Annotated in this window: 20 protein-coding genes; 14 read left to right on the top strand and 6 right to left on the bottom strand. The window is 63.1% G+C overall.

All coding sequences use genetic code 11. From position 1 onward, the window contains the following. Positions 1-188: 188 nt before the first annotated feature. Positions 189-917, bottom strand: coding sequence for a lycopene cyclase domain-containing protein (locus P1M51_RS15155; protein WP_276246004.1), 729 nt, complete (start codon positions 915-917; stop codon positions 189-191). 27 nt (positions 918-944) lie between these two features. After that, on the bottom strand, positions 945-1193 hold the full coding sequence (locus tag P1M51_RS15150) for a ferredoxin (protein WP_276246003.1): 249 nt from the start codon (positions 1191-1193) through the stop codon (positions 945-947). A gap of 82 nt (positions 1194-1275) precedes the next feature. Between P1M51_RS15150 and P1M51_RS15145 the strand changes: the two genes are divergently transcribed. From P1M51_RS15145 to P1M51_RS15125, 5 genes are read left to right on the top strand one after another with little or no spacing between them, the layout of a single operon-like run. After that, on the top strand, positions 1276-3531 hold the full coding sequence (locus tag P1M51_RS15145; RefSeq protein ID WP_276246002.1) for an ATP-dependent DNA helicase: 2256 nt from the start codon (positions 1276-1278) through the stop codon (positions 3529-3531). Next, complete coding sequence (gene cgi121 / locus P1M51_RS15140) at positions 3531-4031, top strand: KEOPS complex subunit Cgi121 (protein WP_276246001.1); 501 nt, start codon at positions 3531-3533, stop codon at positions 4029-4031. The genes P1M51_RS15145 and cgi121 overlap by 1 nt, the downstream gene beginning before the upstream one ends. Continuing rightward, a complete protein-coding gene (locus P1M51_RS15135) occupies positions 4018-4143 on the top strand; it encodes a hypothetical protein (RefSeq protein ID WP_276246000.1) in 126 nt (41 codons plus the stop codon). The genes cgi121 and P1M51_RS15135 overlap by 14 nt, the downstream gene beginning before the upstream one ends. A 38-nt stretch (positions 4144-4181) precedes the next feature. After that, positions 4182-5477 (top strand): NADH:flavin oxidoreductase, encoded by a 1296-nt coding sequence (locus P1M51_RS15130; protein WP_276274672.1) that lies wholly within the window; start codon positions 4182-4184, stop codon positions 5475-5477. A gap of 45 nt (positions 5478-5522) precedes the next feature. Beyond that, the gene (locus tag P1M51_RS15125) at positions 5523-6377 is read left to right on the top strand and encodes an alpha/beta fold hydrolase (RefSeq protein WP_276245998.1); all 855 of its coding nucleotides are present in this window, start codon (positions 5523-5525) and stop codon (positions 6375-6377) included. Here the strand turns inward: P1M51_RS15125 and P1M51_RS15120 are convergent. Then, positions 6374-7009, bottom strand: a complete 636-nt coding sequence (locus P1M51_RS15120; RefSeq protein WP_276245997.1) for a MaoC family dehydratase — start codon at positions 7007-7009, stop codon at positions 6374-6376. The genes P1M51_RS15125 and P1M51_RS15120 overlap by 4 nt on opposite strands. 140 nt (positions 7010-7149) lie before the next feature. Between P1M51_RS15120 and P1M51_RS15115 the strand changes: the two genes are divergently transcribed. From P1M51_RS15115 to P1M51_RS15075, 9 genes are all read left to right on the top strand, one after another. Next, positions 7150-7458, top strand: coding sequence for an AbrB/MazE/SpoVT family DNA-binding domain-containing protein (locus tag P1M51_RS15115; protein WP_276245996.1), 309 nt, complete (start codon positions 7150-7152; stop codon positions 7456-7458). A 3-nt stretch (positions 7459-7461) separates the two neighbouring features. Next, a complete protein-coding gene (locus P1M51_RS15110; RefSeq protein WP_276245995.1) occupies positions 7462-7971 on the top strand; it encodes a hypothetical protein in 510 nt (169 codons plus the stop codon). Positions 7972-8013: 42 nt separating this feature from the next. Further along, positions 8014-8559 (top strand): poly(R)-hydroxyalkanoic acid synthase subunit PhaE, encoded by a 546-nt coding sequence (locus tag P1M51_RS15105; protein WP_276245994.1) that lies wholly within the window; start codon positions 8014-8016, stop codon positions 8557-8559. Position 8560: 1 nt separating this feature from the next. Further along, positions 8561-9970: a class III poly(R)-hydroxyalkanoic acid synthase subunit PhaC gene (phaC, locus tag P1M51_RS15100; RefSeq protein ID WP_276245993.1), complete on the top strand. Its 1410-nt coding sequence runs from the start codon at positions 8561-8563 to the stop codon at positions 9968-9970. 40 nt (positions 9971-10010) lie between these two features. Beyond that, the gene (fabG, locus tag P1M51_RS15095) at positions 10011-10751 is read left to right on the top strand and encodes a 3-oxoacyl-ACP reductase FabG (protein WP_276245992.1); all 741 of its coding nucleotides are present in this window, start codon (positions 10011-10013) and stop codon (positions 10749-10751) included. A 114-nt stretch (positions 10752-10865) separates the two neighbouring features. After that, complete coding sequence (locus P1M51_RS15090; protein ID WP_276245991.1) at positions 10866-11105, top strand: PRC-barrel domain containing protein; 240 nt, start codon at positions 10866-10868, stop codon at positions 11103-11105. Between the two features lie 86 nt (positions 11106-11191). Then, positions 11192-11635 carry a TIGR00725 family protein gene (locus P1M51_RS15085; protein WP_276274671.1) on the top strand — a complete coding sequence of 148 codons (444 nt, stop codon included), beginning with the start codon at positions 11192-11194 and terminating at the stop codon, positions 11633-11635. A 90-nt stretch (positions 11636-11725) separates the two neighbouring features. Then, positions 11726-12502: a TrmB family transcriptional regulator gene (locus P1M51_RS15080; RefSeq protein WP_276245989.1), complete on the top strand. Its 777-nt coding sequence runs from the start codon at positions 11726-11728 to the stop codon at positions 12500-12502. Between the two features lie 78 nt (positions 12503-12580). Continuing rightward, positions 12581-13342 (top strand): enoyl-CoA hydratase/isomerase family protein, encoded by a 762-nt coding sequence (locus P1M51_RS15075; protein ID WP_276245988.1) that lies wholly within the window; start codon positions 12581-12583, stop codon positions 13340-13342. Here P1M51_RS15075 and P1M51_RS15070 read toward each other — a convergent pair. The 3 genes from P1M51_RS15070 to P1M51_RS15060 all read right to left on the bottom strand — a co-directional run bounded on the left by P1M51_RS15070 (position 13339) and on the right by P1M51_RS15060 (position 15282). Then, positions 13339-13785 (bottom strand): MaoC family dehydratase, encoded by a 447-nt coding sequence (locus P1M51_RS15070; RefSeq protein WP_276245987.1) that lies wholly within the window; start codon positions 13783-13785, stop codon positions 13339-13341. The two genes, P1M51_RS15075 and P1M51_RS15070, sit on opposite strands and share 4 nt — an antisense overlap. A 172-nt stretch (positions 13786-13957) precedes the next feature. Then, complete coding sequence (locus tag P1M51_RS15065; protein WP_276245986.1) at positions 13958-14596, bottom strand: PH domain-containing protein; 639 nt, start codon at positions 14594-14596, stop codon at positions 13958-13960. A gap of 2 nt (positions 14597-14598) precedes the next feature. Beyond that, positions 14599-15282 (bottom strand): hypothetical protein, encoded by a 684-nt coding sequence (locus P1M51_RS15060; RefSeq protein WP_276245985.1) that lies wholly within the window; start codon positions 15280-15282, stop codon positions 14599-14601. Positions 15283-15374 lie beyond the last annotated feature (92 nt).

The following is a 15374-nucleotide window of genomic DNA, read 5'->3' as shown; positions in this document are numbered from 1 at the left end:
GGAGGTACGTCGCTCTCGAGCGAGTGCGTTCACTCACCGGTGTCCGGTTGTGCCCGCTTTTCCTCTGGAACAGGCACCCCTACCAGTGCGGCCCATTCTGCGAGGTGTCGGTGCTCACGTCGCCGTGCCATGATCTCACCTACAGAAGTAAGGTTCAGCCGAGAATATAATCGTTTTGTCAATTCGGACTAGATAAGCCGGTCGGCCCCGGTTCGGGCCGCGACCCACGCGAGCAGACAGAGCGCCTGGACGACGAGCAGGGTCGTGAGCGCGAAGAACAACGCCTCTTCGAGCGGGATTCCGGCGGCCACGAGGCCGAGCGTGTGGGCGGGCGAAACGACCCAGATGCCGAGGATGAGCGCGAGCCAATCGACCACGAGGAGGTAGCCCGTGACCAACAGCGCAGAATGCGCGACGACTCGGCGTTGTTGCCAGATGACGTGCCCGCCGAACGCCCAGAGCAGGCCACAGAGCGGGCAGACCCAGAGCAAGAGCGCGCCGAGGTAGTAGCCGCCGGGCACAGAGAGCAGTGCGCCGCCGGCGAGTGCGAGGGCGAACCAGCCGCCAGCGCCGACGGGTTTCGCCGGAAACGGAGCCTTCGGTACGTCAGCGGCGACGCCCGCGAACAACCGCGAAAAGAGCAGTCCCGTCAGCAGTGGTTGGAGGAAGAAGAAGGCGAACTCACCGAACGGCGTGTAGCCGATTCGCCCCACGACGGCGTCGGTGGGATAGAACCAAACGCCTTCACGGATGAGATAGCCGTCCCAGGGCAGGGCGTAGACGGTGGTGAGCGTGGCGAGGACGGTGACGGCGACGAGCGTACGACGGAGGCGGGTTCTATCAGTCGTTGCGGCGAGCGCCAGGGCTGGTACGCCGAGTGTGAGCAGCGAAAACGAGAGGTAGGTGAGCGGGGCCATTCGGTCAGAATTCGCGGGTGGCGTCGCTCAGGGGATGAGTTGCTCGCCGTCGTCGTCGTAGACGGTGATGGCGTCCACCGGGCAGACGCGGGCGGCGAACTTGGCGTCGAACTCCTCGCCCTCGGGCACTTCGCGGACGAAGATGTCCTCGTCGACTTCCTCGCCGTCGATGAGGTCAGCCTTCCCTTCGGTCTCGTCGCGGGCGAAGCCTTCCTCCCACTCGGCGACGCACTGGAACATTCCGATGCAGGTGTCGCGGTCGAATTCGATTTTCATGGCCTGCGCTTTGGCCGAGTGGGTATTAGGGTTGACGGAGGGTGCGACACTTTAAACGCAAAGACCTCCCAACAAGGGAGTAATGGATGTCGCGGACCTCACTTCCGTCCCCGAGTGGTTCCCGGGCCACCTGCAGGACGCCGGTATCGAATCGCTCTATCCGCCACAGGGCGAAGCAGTCGAGGCGGGAATCACGGAGGGACAGAGCATCGTCGCGAGCGTGCCGACGGCGAGTGGGAAGACGCTCATCGCCCAACTCGCCATGCTCGCGAGCGTCGAGCGCGGCGGGAAAGCACTCTATATCGTTCCCCTGCGCGCGCTCGCGAGCGAAAAAAAGGCCGAGTTCGAGCAGTTCGAGCAGTACGGCCTGACAATCGGCGTCTCGACGGGCAACTACGAATCTGACGGCGAGTGGCTCGGCAAGTGCGACATCGTCGTCGCGACCAGCGAGAAAGTGGACTCGCTCGTGCGAAACGGCGCACCGTGGATCGACGAATTGACCTGCGCCGTCGCGGACGAAGTCCACCTCGTCGACGACCGCAATCGCGGTCCGACGCTCGAAGTCACCCTCGCGAAACTCCGCCAGCGCAACCCCGGCCTCCAGACGGTCGCGCTCTCTGCGACCGTTGGCAACCCCGAGGACATCGCAGACTGGCTGGACGCGACGCTCATCGACTCCGACTGGCGGCCAATCGAGTTACAGAAGGGCGTCCACTACGGACAGGCGCTCCATCTGGAAGACGGTACACAGCGGTCACTCCCGGTCAGAAACGGCGAGAAACCGACCGCGGCTATCGTCAAAGATACGCTCGAAGACGGCGGCTCGACGCTCGTATTCGTCAATTCGCGGCGGAACGCGGAGGCCGCCGCGCGCCGCCTCGCAGGGGCCGTCGAAGACTTCCTCGACGCAGACGAGAAACGGCAACTCGCGGAACTCGCAAAAGAGATTCGCGATATTTCGGACACGGAGACGAGCGACAACCTCGCGGACGCGGTGAAGCGAGGCGCAGCGTTCCACCACGCCGGGCTGACTAACGACCACCGGACGCTCGTCGAGGATGCGTTCCGCGAGCGGCTCATCAAGGTGGTTTCCGCGACACCGACGCTCGCAGCAGGCGTGAACACGCCGAGTCGCCGCGTCATCGTCCGCGACTGGCGGCGCTACGATGGCACGCTCGGCGGGATGAAACCGCTCTCGGTGCTCGAAGTCCACCAGATGTGCGGGCGGGCGGGGCGGCCAGGACTCGACCCCCACGGCGAAGCCGTCTTGCTCGCGAACTCCCATGACGAACTCGACGAGTTGTTCGACCGCTACATCTGGACCGGTCCCGAGAACGTGCGCTCGAAACTGGCCGCCGAACCCGCGATGCGCACCCACATCCTCGCGACCGTGGCCTCCGGCTTCGCCGATTCCCGCGAGGGCTTGCTCGAATTCTTAGACCAGACGCTCTACGCGACGCAGACGACCGAACAGGGGCGCATCGAACAGGTGCTCGACAACGTCCTCGACTACCTCGAAGTGAACGGGTTCTTAGAACGCGAGGGCGACGATATGTTCGCGACGAGCATCGGCCACACCGTCTCGCGGCTGTACGTAGACCCGATGAGCGCCGCCGAAATCATCGACGGCCTCCGCGCGACAGACGAACGCCCGACCGCCTTCGGGTTGTATCACCTCGTGAGTCGGACGCCGAACATGTATCAGCTCTATCTGCGCTCCGGCGACCGCGAACAGTACACCGAAGAGGCCTACGAGCGCGAGGATGAGTACCTCGGCCGGATGCCGAGCGAGTTCGACGCCGGCCCCTTCGAGGACTGGCTTTCGGCGCACAAAACCGCCCGCATGATGGAAGACTGGGCGAGCGAGGAGGACGAAGACCGCATCACCGACCGCTACGGCATCGGGCCGGGCGACATCCGCGGGAAGGTGGAGACGGCCGACTGGTTGCTCGGAGCCGCAGAGCGCCTCGCTGGGGAACTCGACCTGCAATGGGCACCCGCCGTCAGAGAGGCGCGAAAGCGCGTCCAGTACGGCGTTGGCGAGGAACTTCTCGACCTCGCGGGCGTGCGCGGTGTGGGTCGAAAACGCGCCCGCCGGCTGTTCGAAGCCGGCATCACGACCCGCGCAGAGCTTCGAAATGCGGACAAGGCGGTCGTTCTCGGGGCGCTCCGCGGCCGGCGCAAGACCGCAGAGAACATCCTCGAAAACGCCGGGAGGCAGGACGCCTCGATGAGCGGCGTGGACCCCGATTCGGAGGCAAAGGCGCAGGCGACGTCGGCCACCCAGTCGCCAGACGACGAGAGCGAAGAGGACCAGGCGACGTTCGGTGATTTCTGATGCGCGTGGTCGAAGGAACGGCTGAAATCGAAGACATCACCGCCTTCGTCAGCCGGTTACAGGAGATTGGTGCGGAGACCGATTGTACGATTCAGGCGTTCGACTCGCGGTACGTCGTGAGCGACGCGCACCTTCGGCGGGCGGTGGAACTCGCGGACCGGGCGTTCGAACGCGGTGAGAACGTCGCCGACGACCGCGCGGTCGAAATTCTGCTCTACGTCGCCGCCCGCCGCCAGATAAACCGGGCGCTCGCCATTGGGGCGAACGAGGGCGAGTGTGACCTCGTCGTGTTGGTCGATGCGGAGCGCGAGAACGGAGACGAACAGGCGGCGAGCGCGGCGGTTTCCGACCTGCTGACCGAGAAGAAAACACTCGGTCACTACGACGAAGAGCGCGTCTGCACCTTCTTCGACATTGGCGAGGCGGAACGCGGCGCGTCGAATGCGTCGCTCGAAGCCCTCGTGCTGGAGCAGGTTGCTCTGCTCGATGTGTCGAAGTGAGCAGGAGAAGACGTATTCCGGCGTCGGGCTCGGCGTCGGCATTCTCGTGACCATCGGCATCCTTGTCGGACTGTTGTTCCTCGGTCGCATCCTCTCCTGGGTTGGCCTCTAATCCGCTGCTTTTTGTGTTCGTCCCGCGTATGCGGCCTCATGCCATCGATTCACGATCCGGTGGCACTCGGTGGCTGTGACGTGGCCAATCGACTGTACCGCGCCCCGTTACTGGAATGTGCAGGCACGGGGCCGGATTCGGTCGAGATACTCACGGAGAAACTCGAACCAGCCGCCGCGTCGGGCGTCGGACTCATCTTTCAGGGGGCGACCATCGTTCAAGGCGAGGGCGGCTGTGCGGCCCCCGGTATGACGCGCGTTCACGACCCCGCGTTCGTCGCGACCCTCTCTGGACTCACCGACGCGATTCACGACCACGGCGGGCGTATTTTCTTGCAACTCGAACACGGCGGCTTGCGGAGCATGGAGACGTGGCACGCGGGCTACCGGCAGAAACACCCACACCTCCCGCAACTGGCCGTCTCGCGGCCCCCGGCAGTGCTCCGGGCACTCGACCGGTTCGGCGTACTTGCCTACGATGCACGCGTCCTCTCGACCGACGAGGTGTACGACCTGGCGGCGGATTTCGGCGTCGCGGCGGGACACGCGGTGGACGCCGGGTACGACGGCATCCACCTCGCCGGAGCGAACATGGGCATCATCCAGCAGTTCCTCTCGCCGTACTACAACCGACGGGAAGACGAGTTCGCCGACGGCTTTCGATTTCTCGAATGCGTCTACGAGGCGATTCGCGATCATGCGGGCGACGTGCCGCTCGTGACGAAGATTCCGGCGGAGACGGCGGCCCCCGCATTCGCGCGGCCGCGACTCTCGTTCGACGACGGCGTGGAACTGGCCCGCCGAGCCGCCGACCTCGGGTTCGATGCGCTCGCGCCCGTGCAGGTCTCCACGTTCTGGGATACGAGCATCGTTCGTGGTGCGTTTCCGGCGCGAGCGTGGCAATTAGACGACTTGCAGTCGGGGTACGAAGCAGCGTTCGGCGGGCGATGGCGAGCGCGACTGGTTGCACTCGCCAATCGCCTACAGGCGCGGCGGTTCTCGCGAGATGCGGGGTGGAACGAGGCAATCTGTCGGGCCGTCCGCGGGGTGGTGGACGTGCCAGTGTTGCTGGAAGGTGGCGTTCGGTCGCGGCCACAAATCGACCGCCTGCTCTCGACCGGTGCGTGCGATATGGTCGGGTTGGCCCGGCCGTTCTACGCGGAACCGCGACTCGCGACGCGCTTGCTCCGGCAGGTCGACAGTCGGGTCGTCTGTGAGAGCTGTAACAACTGCACCGTCCCGCAGGTGACGGGTGCGGAAGGCGTGTGTCGGACGCCCCACGTTCTCAGGCGGCGGGGGGAACTGGAACGCGGCGGCGCGTACGACCAGAAGTAGCCGCATCCCAAAGCCTCAAATGCCGTCCTTTCTGATGATTCTCCGATGAGTATGCTCTCGCCGACGTCGAAACACGTCGAGTTGACCGTCGAAAACGAGTCCGTCGGCGTTCGCTATCTGACCGCCGGAGAGGGGGACCCTATTGTCCTGTTACACGGCATCGGCCTCGACGCGGCCACCGTCTCCTGGCGACACACGCTGCCGGTGCTGGCCGAAGACCACGAGGTCTACGCCCTCGACTTCCCCGGCCACGGCGAGAGCGAGAAGCCGAACCGCCGGTACACCACGGACTACTATCAGGACGTTCTCGCCGCGTTCCTCGACGACCTCGACATCGATTCGCCCACGCTCGTCGGCATTTCGATGGGTGGGGCGGTTGCGCTCGGCCACGCGCTCGACGACGAGGTCGACCGGCTGGTTCTCGTGAACAGCCACGGTCTCGGGAGCGACGCCCCCTGGCGGTTTCCGGCGTCAGTGGCGCTCTGGACACCCGGCTTCGATTCGTTCTGGTGGGCCGGAGCGACCGGGTCGCGCTTTTCCGTGCGCGAGAGTCTCCGCCAATTCACGAGCAACGCGGAAGCCGAATTCGTAGACGACGTGTACCAGGCGACCCAGGACCCGGCGGTGGGCGAGGCGCTCACGAGTTGGCAGCGAAGCGAATTCCTGCTCGGTGGGCTGAAAACGAACTACGTCGGAGAGTTAGATGAGGTGTCAGTCCCCACGCTGCTCGTCCACGGCAAAGACGACCCGCTGTTTCCGGTATCCTGGTCGGTTCGCGCGGCGGAGAAAATCAGTGATAGCGACCTGCACGTCTTCGAAAATTGTGGCCACTGGCCGCCTCGGGAACAGCCGCGAGCGTTCAACGGCGTGGTCCAGTCGTTCTTGAACGGGCAGTCCTAGGCCGCTGGGCGCTTGTCGAGGAGGACGACGGCTTCGCCGTCGACGATGGTGTCCTCGCCGTCGGTGACGATGGTCGAGAGGCGATATCGGTAGTTGCCGAGGTCCTCTACGATTTCCACCTCCGCGGTGACGCGGTCGCCGATGCGAATCGGGTTGCGGAACTCCACGTCTTGCGAGAGGTAGATGACGAGGCCGGGAAGGCGAGCCAGCGCGGCGCTGATGAGGCCCGCGGCGAGTGTGCCGTGGACGATGCGACCCTTGAAGCGTGTCTTTTCTGCGTACTCTGCGTCGAGGTGCAGCCGGTTCGTGTCGCCGCTCGCGCGCGCGAACTCGATGACGTCCTCCTCTGTAATCGTCTTCGTGAATCGGACTTTGTCGCCGATGTCGAGGGCGTCTCGCCGGTCTGCGGTGACTTCGACGTCCCAGTCGTCGAGATTCACGCCTGCGAGCGCGTGTACGTCGTCGTCTTCTGCTTCCGTGTCGCTGGTCGAGGTTTCACCATTCGAACTCAGCGTCGGAACCCCGAACGCAGCGAGGGTTGCCCGATTCGCCTCCCATGCACTGTTGAACAGACGTGTGGACGTTTTCATCCACGTTTCTGCCAACGATTGGTGCCGCGGTTCAGAACTCATCAATACCTGCGATTCGTTCTCGCACATCATAAAGTATTGTGTTGATATGTACAAGCACTACCACCCAGAACCATTGAATGGTAATAGATGGTATCTTGAGTAATCTTTATCCCTTTGGAGGGTGTAGGTGGTGTTGAGCAATGACCGAGAATGACGAGATGATGTGGACGCCGGCGCAGTTTGCCCGGCAGTTCCAGCAGGCGAGCCAGCAGGCACTCGACCAGCAACAGGACCTTATGCAGTCCATGTTCGGGGCGAGTACGGGGTCGGGGCTTTCCGGTCTCTCGCAGCTTGGCGCGATGAGTATGGGCATGGCGACGTTCAAGACCCGTGTCCAGAGCGGGGGACGCATCAGCATCCCCGACGCCGAGCGCGAGGCGCTCGACATTGAAGAAGGCGACATCGTCCAAACGGTCGTCATTCCGGTCAAACGCAACAGAGAGGATTAAATCATGAGTCAATACACAACGCCTGTTTCGGCAGCATTCGAGATGCAGCGCACGATGATCAACCAGAGCCAGCGCATGGCAGAGCAGACCATCTCCTTCCAGAAGAACATGGGTAAGCTCTTCCTCAACGGTGTCGAGAGCCAGAAGTCCGCCCAGCAGTCGGGCGTCGCCTTCACGAAGGCCGCTTTCCACAGCTACTTAGACGCAATCGAGGCAACGGTGCCCGGCTCCCGCGGCAACGTAGAGCAGGTCCGTGACATCGTCGACGAGCAGTTCGACACGCTCGCAGAGAGCCACGCCGAACTGTTCGACGGCTTCGAACAGGAGTTCGAGCGCAGCGTCGAGAACTACGACGAACTCTCCGAGGAGTACCTCGACGCGCTCAAAGAGCAGACGAAGCTCATGCTCGAGACCAACGAGGACATGGAGTCCCAGACGGTCGAAGCAGTCGAGCGCTTCGAGTCCCAGGCAGAGGAGTTCCAGGACCAGGCCCGCGAGCAGCTCGAAGCCTGATTCGGCGAATCACTTTTTACCGCGGTCACCCGATTATTTATCATGAGTAATATGAGCCAAAACGAGATGCAAGAGCAGTGGAGTCAGTTCGTAGAACAGTGGAACGACAGCGTCGCGCGTTCGTTCGAGAAGAACATGGAAGCCCAATCGGCCTTCCTCGACGCCTGGGCCGACGCCTTCGAGGACTCCGTGCCGGACGAAGAACAGCTCACCCAGGGCATGGAAGGCTACTCCCGCGCCTACGAGGTGTGGATGGACGCCGCAGAGCGAATGATGACGCGAGCGAGCGACATGGCCGAGGGCGAGGACGTGGACGTAACCGAGTTCCGCGACATCTGGCTCCAGAGCGCCAACAAGGCGTTCAAAGAGGCCATGAGCACCTCCGCGTTCGCCGCCGGCACCGGCCAGTTCGTCGAGGCGATGATGGAGATGCGCGACCAGGCGGACGCCGCGAGCGAAGACGCCCTCCAGCAGTGGGGCTTCGCCACGCGCAGTGACGTTATGGAAGTCGGCGAGCGCCTCGTCGAACTCGAGCGCCGCCAGCAGCGCGTCGAAGACAAGCTTGACCAGCTCCTAGAGGAGAACTGAGATGGCTTTCATGAACCCGGTCGCAGCGACCCTTGACCTCCAGCGCCGTGCGTTCGAAGCCGCCACCGAGGGCTTCGAAAAGGGCGACATCGCCCCCGAGCAGCTGGCGCGAATGCTCGAAGTCGACGTAGGCGAGACGCCGAGTGAGGTCGTCTACACCGAGAACAAGCTGGAACTGCTCCACTACGAGTCGCGGACCGACGAACAGCACAAGGTCCCCATCCTCATCGTCTACGCGCTCATCAATCGACCGTACATCCTGGACCTCCAGCCAGACCGCAGCGTGGTTCGCCACCTGCTCGACGCGGGTCACGACGTGTACCTCATCGACTGGAACGAACCGTCCCGGATGGACGCCCACCTGACGCTCGACGACTACGTCAACCGCTACATCGAGAACTGCGTGGACGTCGTCCGCGAGCGCTCCGGCCAGGATTCCATCAACGTCCTCGGCTACTGCATGGGCGGGACGATGAGCGCGATGTACGCCGCACTCCACCCGGAGAAAGTCCGCAGCCTCGGCCTGATGGCCGCTGGCCTGTGTTTCAACGATACGGGTGGCGTCCTCGAACTCTGGGGCGACGAGGAGTACTACTCGCCCGAGTCCGTCGCCGACACGCTCGGCAACATGCCCAGTGAGTTGCTCGACGTGGGCTTCGCGCTCATGGACCCAGTGGACAACTACGTCAACAAGTACGTCCGCCTGTTCGACAACTTGGAGAACGAGGACTTCGTCGAGAATTTCGGCCGCATGGAGATGTGGCTCTCGGACGGCATCGACGTGGCGGGCAACGCCTACGTCCAGTTCTTAGAGGACATCTACCAGCAGAACAAACTCTATAAGAACGAACTCGAACTGAACGGCAAGCGCGTGAACCTGGAGAACATCGACATGCCGGTCCTCCAGATTATGGGCGAGTACGACCACCTCATTCCCCCAGAGTCCTCGAAGCCGTTCAACGACGTCATCGGCAGCGACGACGTGGAGACCTACGAGTTCCCAACCGGTCACATCGGCCTCTCGGTCTCCGGCAGTTCCCACCGCGACCTCTGGCCGCGCGTGAGCCAGTGGTTCTACGACCACTCGCCGGTCGAGGAGGAACCGGAAGCAGAAGCCGAGGTCGAACCCGACGCAGACGGCGAGGAGGCCGTCGAAGCCGAAGACGCGGGCGCGACCATCGAAATCGAAGACACGGAAGCAGACGAGACCGAGCAATCGAGTCTCGTCTCCGAAGAAGACCCCGCGCCGGACGTCGAATCCGTAGACGGCATCGGGCCGACCTACGCAGACCGACTCCGTGAGGCGGGCATCAAGACGGTGACCGACCTCGCAGTCGCAGACGTGGCGACCATCGCGGAGGTTGCCAAGGTGTCAGAAGAGCGGGCGCAGTCCTGGAAAGACCAGGTCTGACCCCGGAACGACTTTCCTTTCTCCCTGCGAAGTGTGGGACATGCTCACAAACCAGACGTGTCTGGTGACCGGCGGGTCTCGCGGTATTGGCCGAGGAATCGCACTCGATCTGGCACGGAACGGTGCAACGGTCGTGGTGAACTATCGGTCGAGCGAGGCCGAGGCGGCGGCCGTCGTCGACGAAATCGAGGCCAATGGCGGAACTGCCGTTTCACTCCAGTGTGACGTCTCGAACTACGACGAGGTGAGCGGAATGTGCGAGCGCGTCCACGACCTCGTCGGCCCCGTCGACGTGCTCGTGAACAACGCGGGCATCACCGTCGACAAGACGTTCAAGAGCATGACCCGCGAGGACTGGGACCGGGTCATCGACGTGAACCTTGGTGGCGTGTTCAACTGCACGAACTGCTTTTTCGACGACCTCCTCGAAGCCGAACACGGCCGACTGATCAACATTTCGAGCGTGGTCGGTCAGCAAGGGAACTACGGACAGGCCAACTACGCGACGACAAAGAGCGGCCTGTTCGGATTCACCCGAACCATCGCCCTCGAGATGGCCCGGTACAATTCGACGGCCAACTGCGTCGCCCCCGGGTTCGTCCGCACCGAGATGCTGGAGACGGTCCCCGACCGGGTCCAAGAGAAAATCCTGAGTCGCATCCCGCTCGGCCGGTTTGCGGAAGTAGACGACATCACGGGGATGGTGTCGTACATCGCGAGCGCGCAGTCTGCCTACATGACCGGACAGATTCTCTCGGTAAACGGCGGCATGGAGTGGTAACGACCCACATTAATCATTTGCCCAGCCGGATGAACTGTGCCAGCCGTAGTTAATTTCCCGTTCGCTACTTGTGGCAAGAACACCTATCCGTGTGGCTCGACAACGTGAGCGCGTATGCCTCACAGCATCACAGAAGGAGACGAGGGGAAGCCCGTCGTGGGCGCACAGGGTGAACAGGTCGGTCGGGTCATCGACGTCGAACACGGGACGGCATACGTCGAACCCGACCCCGGCCTCACAGACACGCTGATGTCGAAATTGGGGTGGGCGGACCGTGACGAGGACACGTACCCGCTGCAGGAGAACGCCATCGGCGAAATCACGGACGACGAGATTCGGCTGCAGAAGTTCTGAAACTGGGGAGTTTCAGGTGCGTGCCGCCCGCTGGGTGCTCACCCGGGCGGCGGACCTTTTTCGTGCTGCCACACTACCGTCGAGCCATGCGTGTGAGTGTCATTGGCGGGAGCACCGTGGACGACGAGACGTACGACCTGGCCGTGGCGGTCGGCAACGAACTCGCCTCGCGTGGTCACGCCGTCGTCTGTGGTGGTCGGGGCGGCGTGATGGAGGCGGCGTGTCGCGGCGCGCGAGAAGAAGACGGAGAGACGATTGGCATTCTGCCGGGCACGGATCCGGCGCAGGCGAACGCGTTCGTCACCACGCCCATCGCGACGGGCATCGGGAACGCGAGAAACGTCCTCGTCGTACTGAACGGTGCGGCCGTCATTGCAATCGACGGACATTACGGAACGCTTTCTGAGCTCGGTCACGCGCTCGATTTCGGCAAACCTGTCGCAGGTCTTCACACTCACGAAATCGACGGTGTGAAATCAGTGAAATCTCCGCTGGCGGCGATTTCTCACGTCGAGTCCGCGGTGCGCTGAGTGGAACCTGAGAGAAAAAGGTAATGTATCTGTCCATCAGAGTGTAGGAAAGAAAATGACTGCTCGGGCCGGGACAGAAAGAGGTGTGCGATGAGTGGCAGTGAGAACGCCACCGGCGAAGCAGACTTTCACGACGCAGTCGAATCGCTAGAACAACTCGGGTTAACGACGTACGAGGCGAAGGTGTTCATCACCCTCCAGCGGTTGCGGACGGGCACCGCCCGCGAGGTGAACGAGGCGACGAGCGTTCCCCGCTCGCAGGTGTACGCCACTGCAGAGAGTCTCGAATCGCAGGGCCTCATCGAGATTCAGGAGTCGAACCCCATCACGTACAAACCGGTGGCCATCGAGGAGGCGCGGGAACTGCTCACGCGGCGCTTCGAGCGCGAGCAAAATCGGGCGTTCAGTTACGTCGAACAGGCCATCTCCGAGGGGACGGGCATCGAAGAGCGCGAGGACATCTGGACCATCAGCGGGGCGGCGCGCATCAACAATCGCGCCGTGACTCTCATTGAGGGGACCACCGACCGCCTCGTGTTCGGAACGGGTGACCCACGCCATTTCCCGCCCGGTGTGTGTGAAGCCCTCGCCTCCGCCGACGCGCGAGGCGTGGACGTGACGGTGCTCAGTGACGACCCCAGCGTTACGGAAATCGTCGGCGACATCGACATCGAGGCCGAACCACCGCGTGGGTATCGACCGAGCGACGCCCAAACCGGGCGATTCCTGCTCGGTGACGACGACGTCATCCTGCTTTCGGTGGCCGCTCACCGTTCGGGTGAGGAAGCGGGTCTCTGGAGTTCGAACACAGAATTTGCAACCATCCTGATGCAGGTGGTCGAGGCCGGATTGTTCGAGGGACTCTGAGCCACGCGCGGTGCAATTTTTGACGCAGAATCACCCACCGGCAACTACTTTGCCGACGAAACGAGTGGTTGTGTACCAATGGCATACGAGACGATTCTCGTGGAGCGCGACGCCGGCCGCGCCACGGTGACGCTGAACCGTCCGGAGAAACTGAACGCGATGACCGGCGAGACCTTCGTCGAACTTCACGACGCGTTCCGCGAGTTCGCAGACGAGGACCTCGATGTGGTGACGATTCGCGGGGCGGGCGACCACTTCTCTGCGGGTGTGGACATGGCGGGTGTTCCAGAATGGGCCCAGCAAAAGCCGATTGCCGTCCGCGACAACCTCGAAGTCGTCCACGACGCACTCAGAACTATCGAGGGGCTGGACGTGCCCATCGTCGCCGCCATCGACGGCTACGCACTCGGCGGCGGCCTCGAACTCACGCTGGCCTGTGACATCCGGGTGGCGAGTCACCGCTCGAAATTTGGCCTCCCGGAGGCGAACATGGGCCTCGCGATGGACTTGGGCGGCGCACAGAAGTTACCTGGCATGATTGGCGAGGGGATGACCAAGTGGCTCATCATGACGGGCAAGAACATCGACGCCCAGCGGGCTTTCGACGTCGGTCTCGTCGAGCAGGTCGCAGCCGAAGGCGAGTTCGACGCGATGGTCGCGGACCTCGAAGACACGCTCGCGGAGAAACCAACCTACGTCCTCGGCATCGCAAAGCGCCAGGTCCACTCCGCGCGCCCGTCAAACTTAGACGAGGCGATGAATCAGGCGATTCACCACGCGCTCACGGCGTACCAGGAAGACGAGACCCAGCGGCGAGTCACCGAGTTCCTGGACCGCTAGGGCACCCGCGCAAACATTCCGAGCGCCTCCATCGACAGCACGCGATCGTCGTCCTGGTTGAACGCCGAAAACTCGTAGCGGACGTGCCCGCGATTCGGGTCATTCGCCGCCGGTTCGGTGTCGAGTACCTCAACGCGCACCGAGAGGGTGTCACCGGGCCTGACGGGTCGATGCCAGCGTAACTCGTCTACGCCGCTGGCTCCGAGACTCGCCGTTTCGTTCAGGAGGTTGTCGGCGAGCAGGCGCATCGACACCGCACAGGTCTGCCACCCGCTCGCGATGAGTCCACCGAACATCGACTCGGCCGCCGCCTCCGGGTCCACATGAAACGGCTGGGGGTCGTACGTCTCTGCGAATTCGATTATCTCCGCTTCAGAGAGCGTCACGCTCCCGAACTCGAACGTCTGTCCGGCTTCGAACTCCTCGAAGTGGGTGGGAAGCATGGTCCTCCTTCCCCGGACACCCACCTAAGTGTGCGGAAAGTGGTAACACACCACCCCTTCGTTTCCACTGGAATGGTGGCGAGTGACACGGCCAGAAAGTCGAGTGACGGCGCGTACACGCCCGCCTGAAAAGTTGCAGTGGAAACGAAGGGGTTTGTGAACGCGTGGCGAGTCAGACGAGTTCGCGCAGGTGGTCTGCGAAGCCGGTCGAATCGCGAATGTTACGCAGGATGATTTCGAGGTGGCCGCTACCGCCGGCGGCGATCTGGACGTTGCCGAGACCGACGAGCGTCTCGAGGACCGACCGGTTCTCCTGGATGCCACGCACCTTAGAGAGGGGGAGTTCCTTGCGGACGAGCGAGAGGAACCGGTACTCGCTGATGATGCGTTCGTTGGTCAGGTAGTAGCTCGTGAGCGAGTTCTGCCAGTAGGTGACCAACCCCTGTGAGAACAACACCAGCCCGACGATGAGCGCGACGAGCGGGTAGACGAGCGGTTCCTGCGTGAAGTAGGTGAGGTAGGTCGCGGCGAGCAGGAACGCAAAGCCGACGACCAGTCGTATCGCAGCGACGCGCTGGGTCGGGTGGCGGAGGTCGATGACGTACTCGTTGTCGCTCAGTTGAACCGCGGTGGGTGCGGCGAGCTGGACGTACACGCCCACGAGGGCGATGACGAGGCCGAAGCCGACGAGCGCCCAGCCGAGAATTTGCGGGTAGACGAGCGTCGTCAGATCGAGGAGGATACGCCCGCCGCCGACCAGAAACGGCAGCGCGATAAGCGAACTCCAGACGAGGGGTGCGCCGCGGGCCACCGCTAGCGCCCCCTCGTGAGTTCGACGAGCACGCCGATGATAGAGACCACGAGGCCGATGATTGCGAGCGTCTCCGGGTCCGTGAGGCCGCGGTCGCCACTCGAAAGGAACCCGCGTTCGTTCGCAAGGTCGTCGGCAGAGCGACCCTGCATCGTGTCACCGCCGATAGACTCGGTGGTCACCGCCGTGTTAGCCGGTTTGGGCGTGTTCTGGCTCTGGGTCACGACGGCCGTCTCCTCCTCAGGGGCCGTGTCCGGGATGAAATCGACGTAGAACCAGACGTTATCCACGTACTCGACTTGCTCGTCGGATGAGTTCCAGCGATAGAGCGTGAGGTTGAGGTACTCGGTTCCGTAGTCGAAACTGTCCGGCGAAACGGTGTACCAGGCGGTGTACGCGCCGCCGTCGCTCACGGTGAGCCAGTCGGTACAGCTTTCGGCGTAGGTCTCAGTCGAGAGGCAGACGAAGTAATAGTCGTACCCCGGGTCGCCGAGGAACTCGTAGACAACGAAAAACTGTTCTGAAGCGTGGACGTACGGGACGCCGTCGGCCCGCGTCGTGAACCCGCCGTCGTCGCTGACGAGTGCGTCGCCCGATAACCACACCGTCAGGTGATGGCTCTGGAAGATGAACAGCACGTCGTCCTCCTGTGCCGCAACCGGCGCCACCGCGATACTCAGGGCCATCAGCACGACGAACCCCACGCCCAGGAGACGATACAGTCGTCTCAGCATCCCACCCACCACGGCTTCTCACCCGGAGATACGTCAGAAACACC

It is taken from the genome of Haladaptatus sp. QDMS2, assembly GCF_029338295.1.
Taxonomy (GTDB): domain Archaea; phylum Halobacteriota; class Halobacteria; order Halobacteriales; family Halococcaceae; genus QDMS2.
The sequence above is the reverse complement of the archived record's forward strand: the minus strand, read 5'-3'. Positions and strand labels throughout refer to the sequence as shown.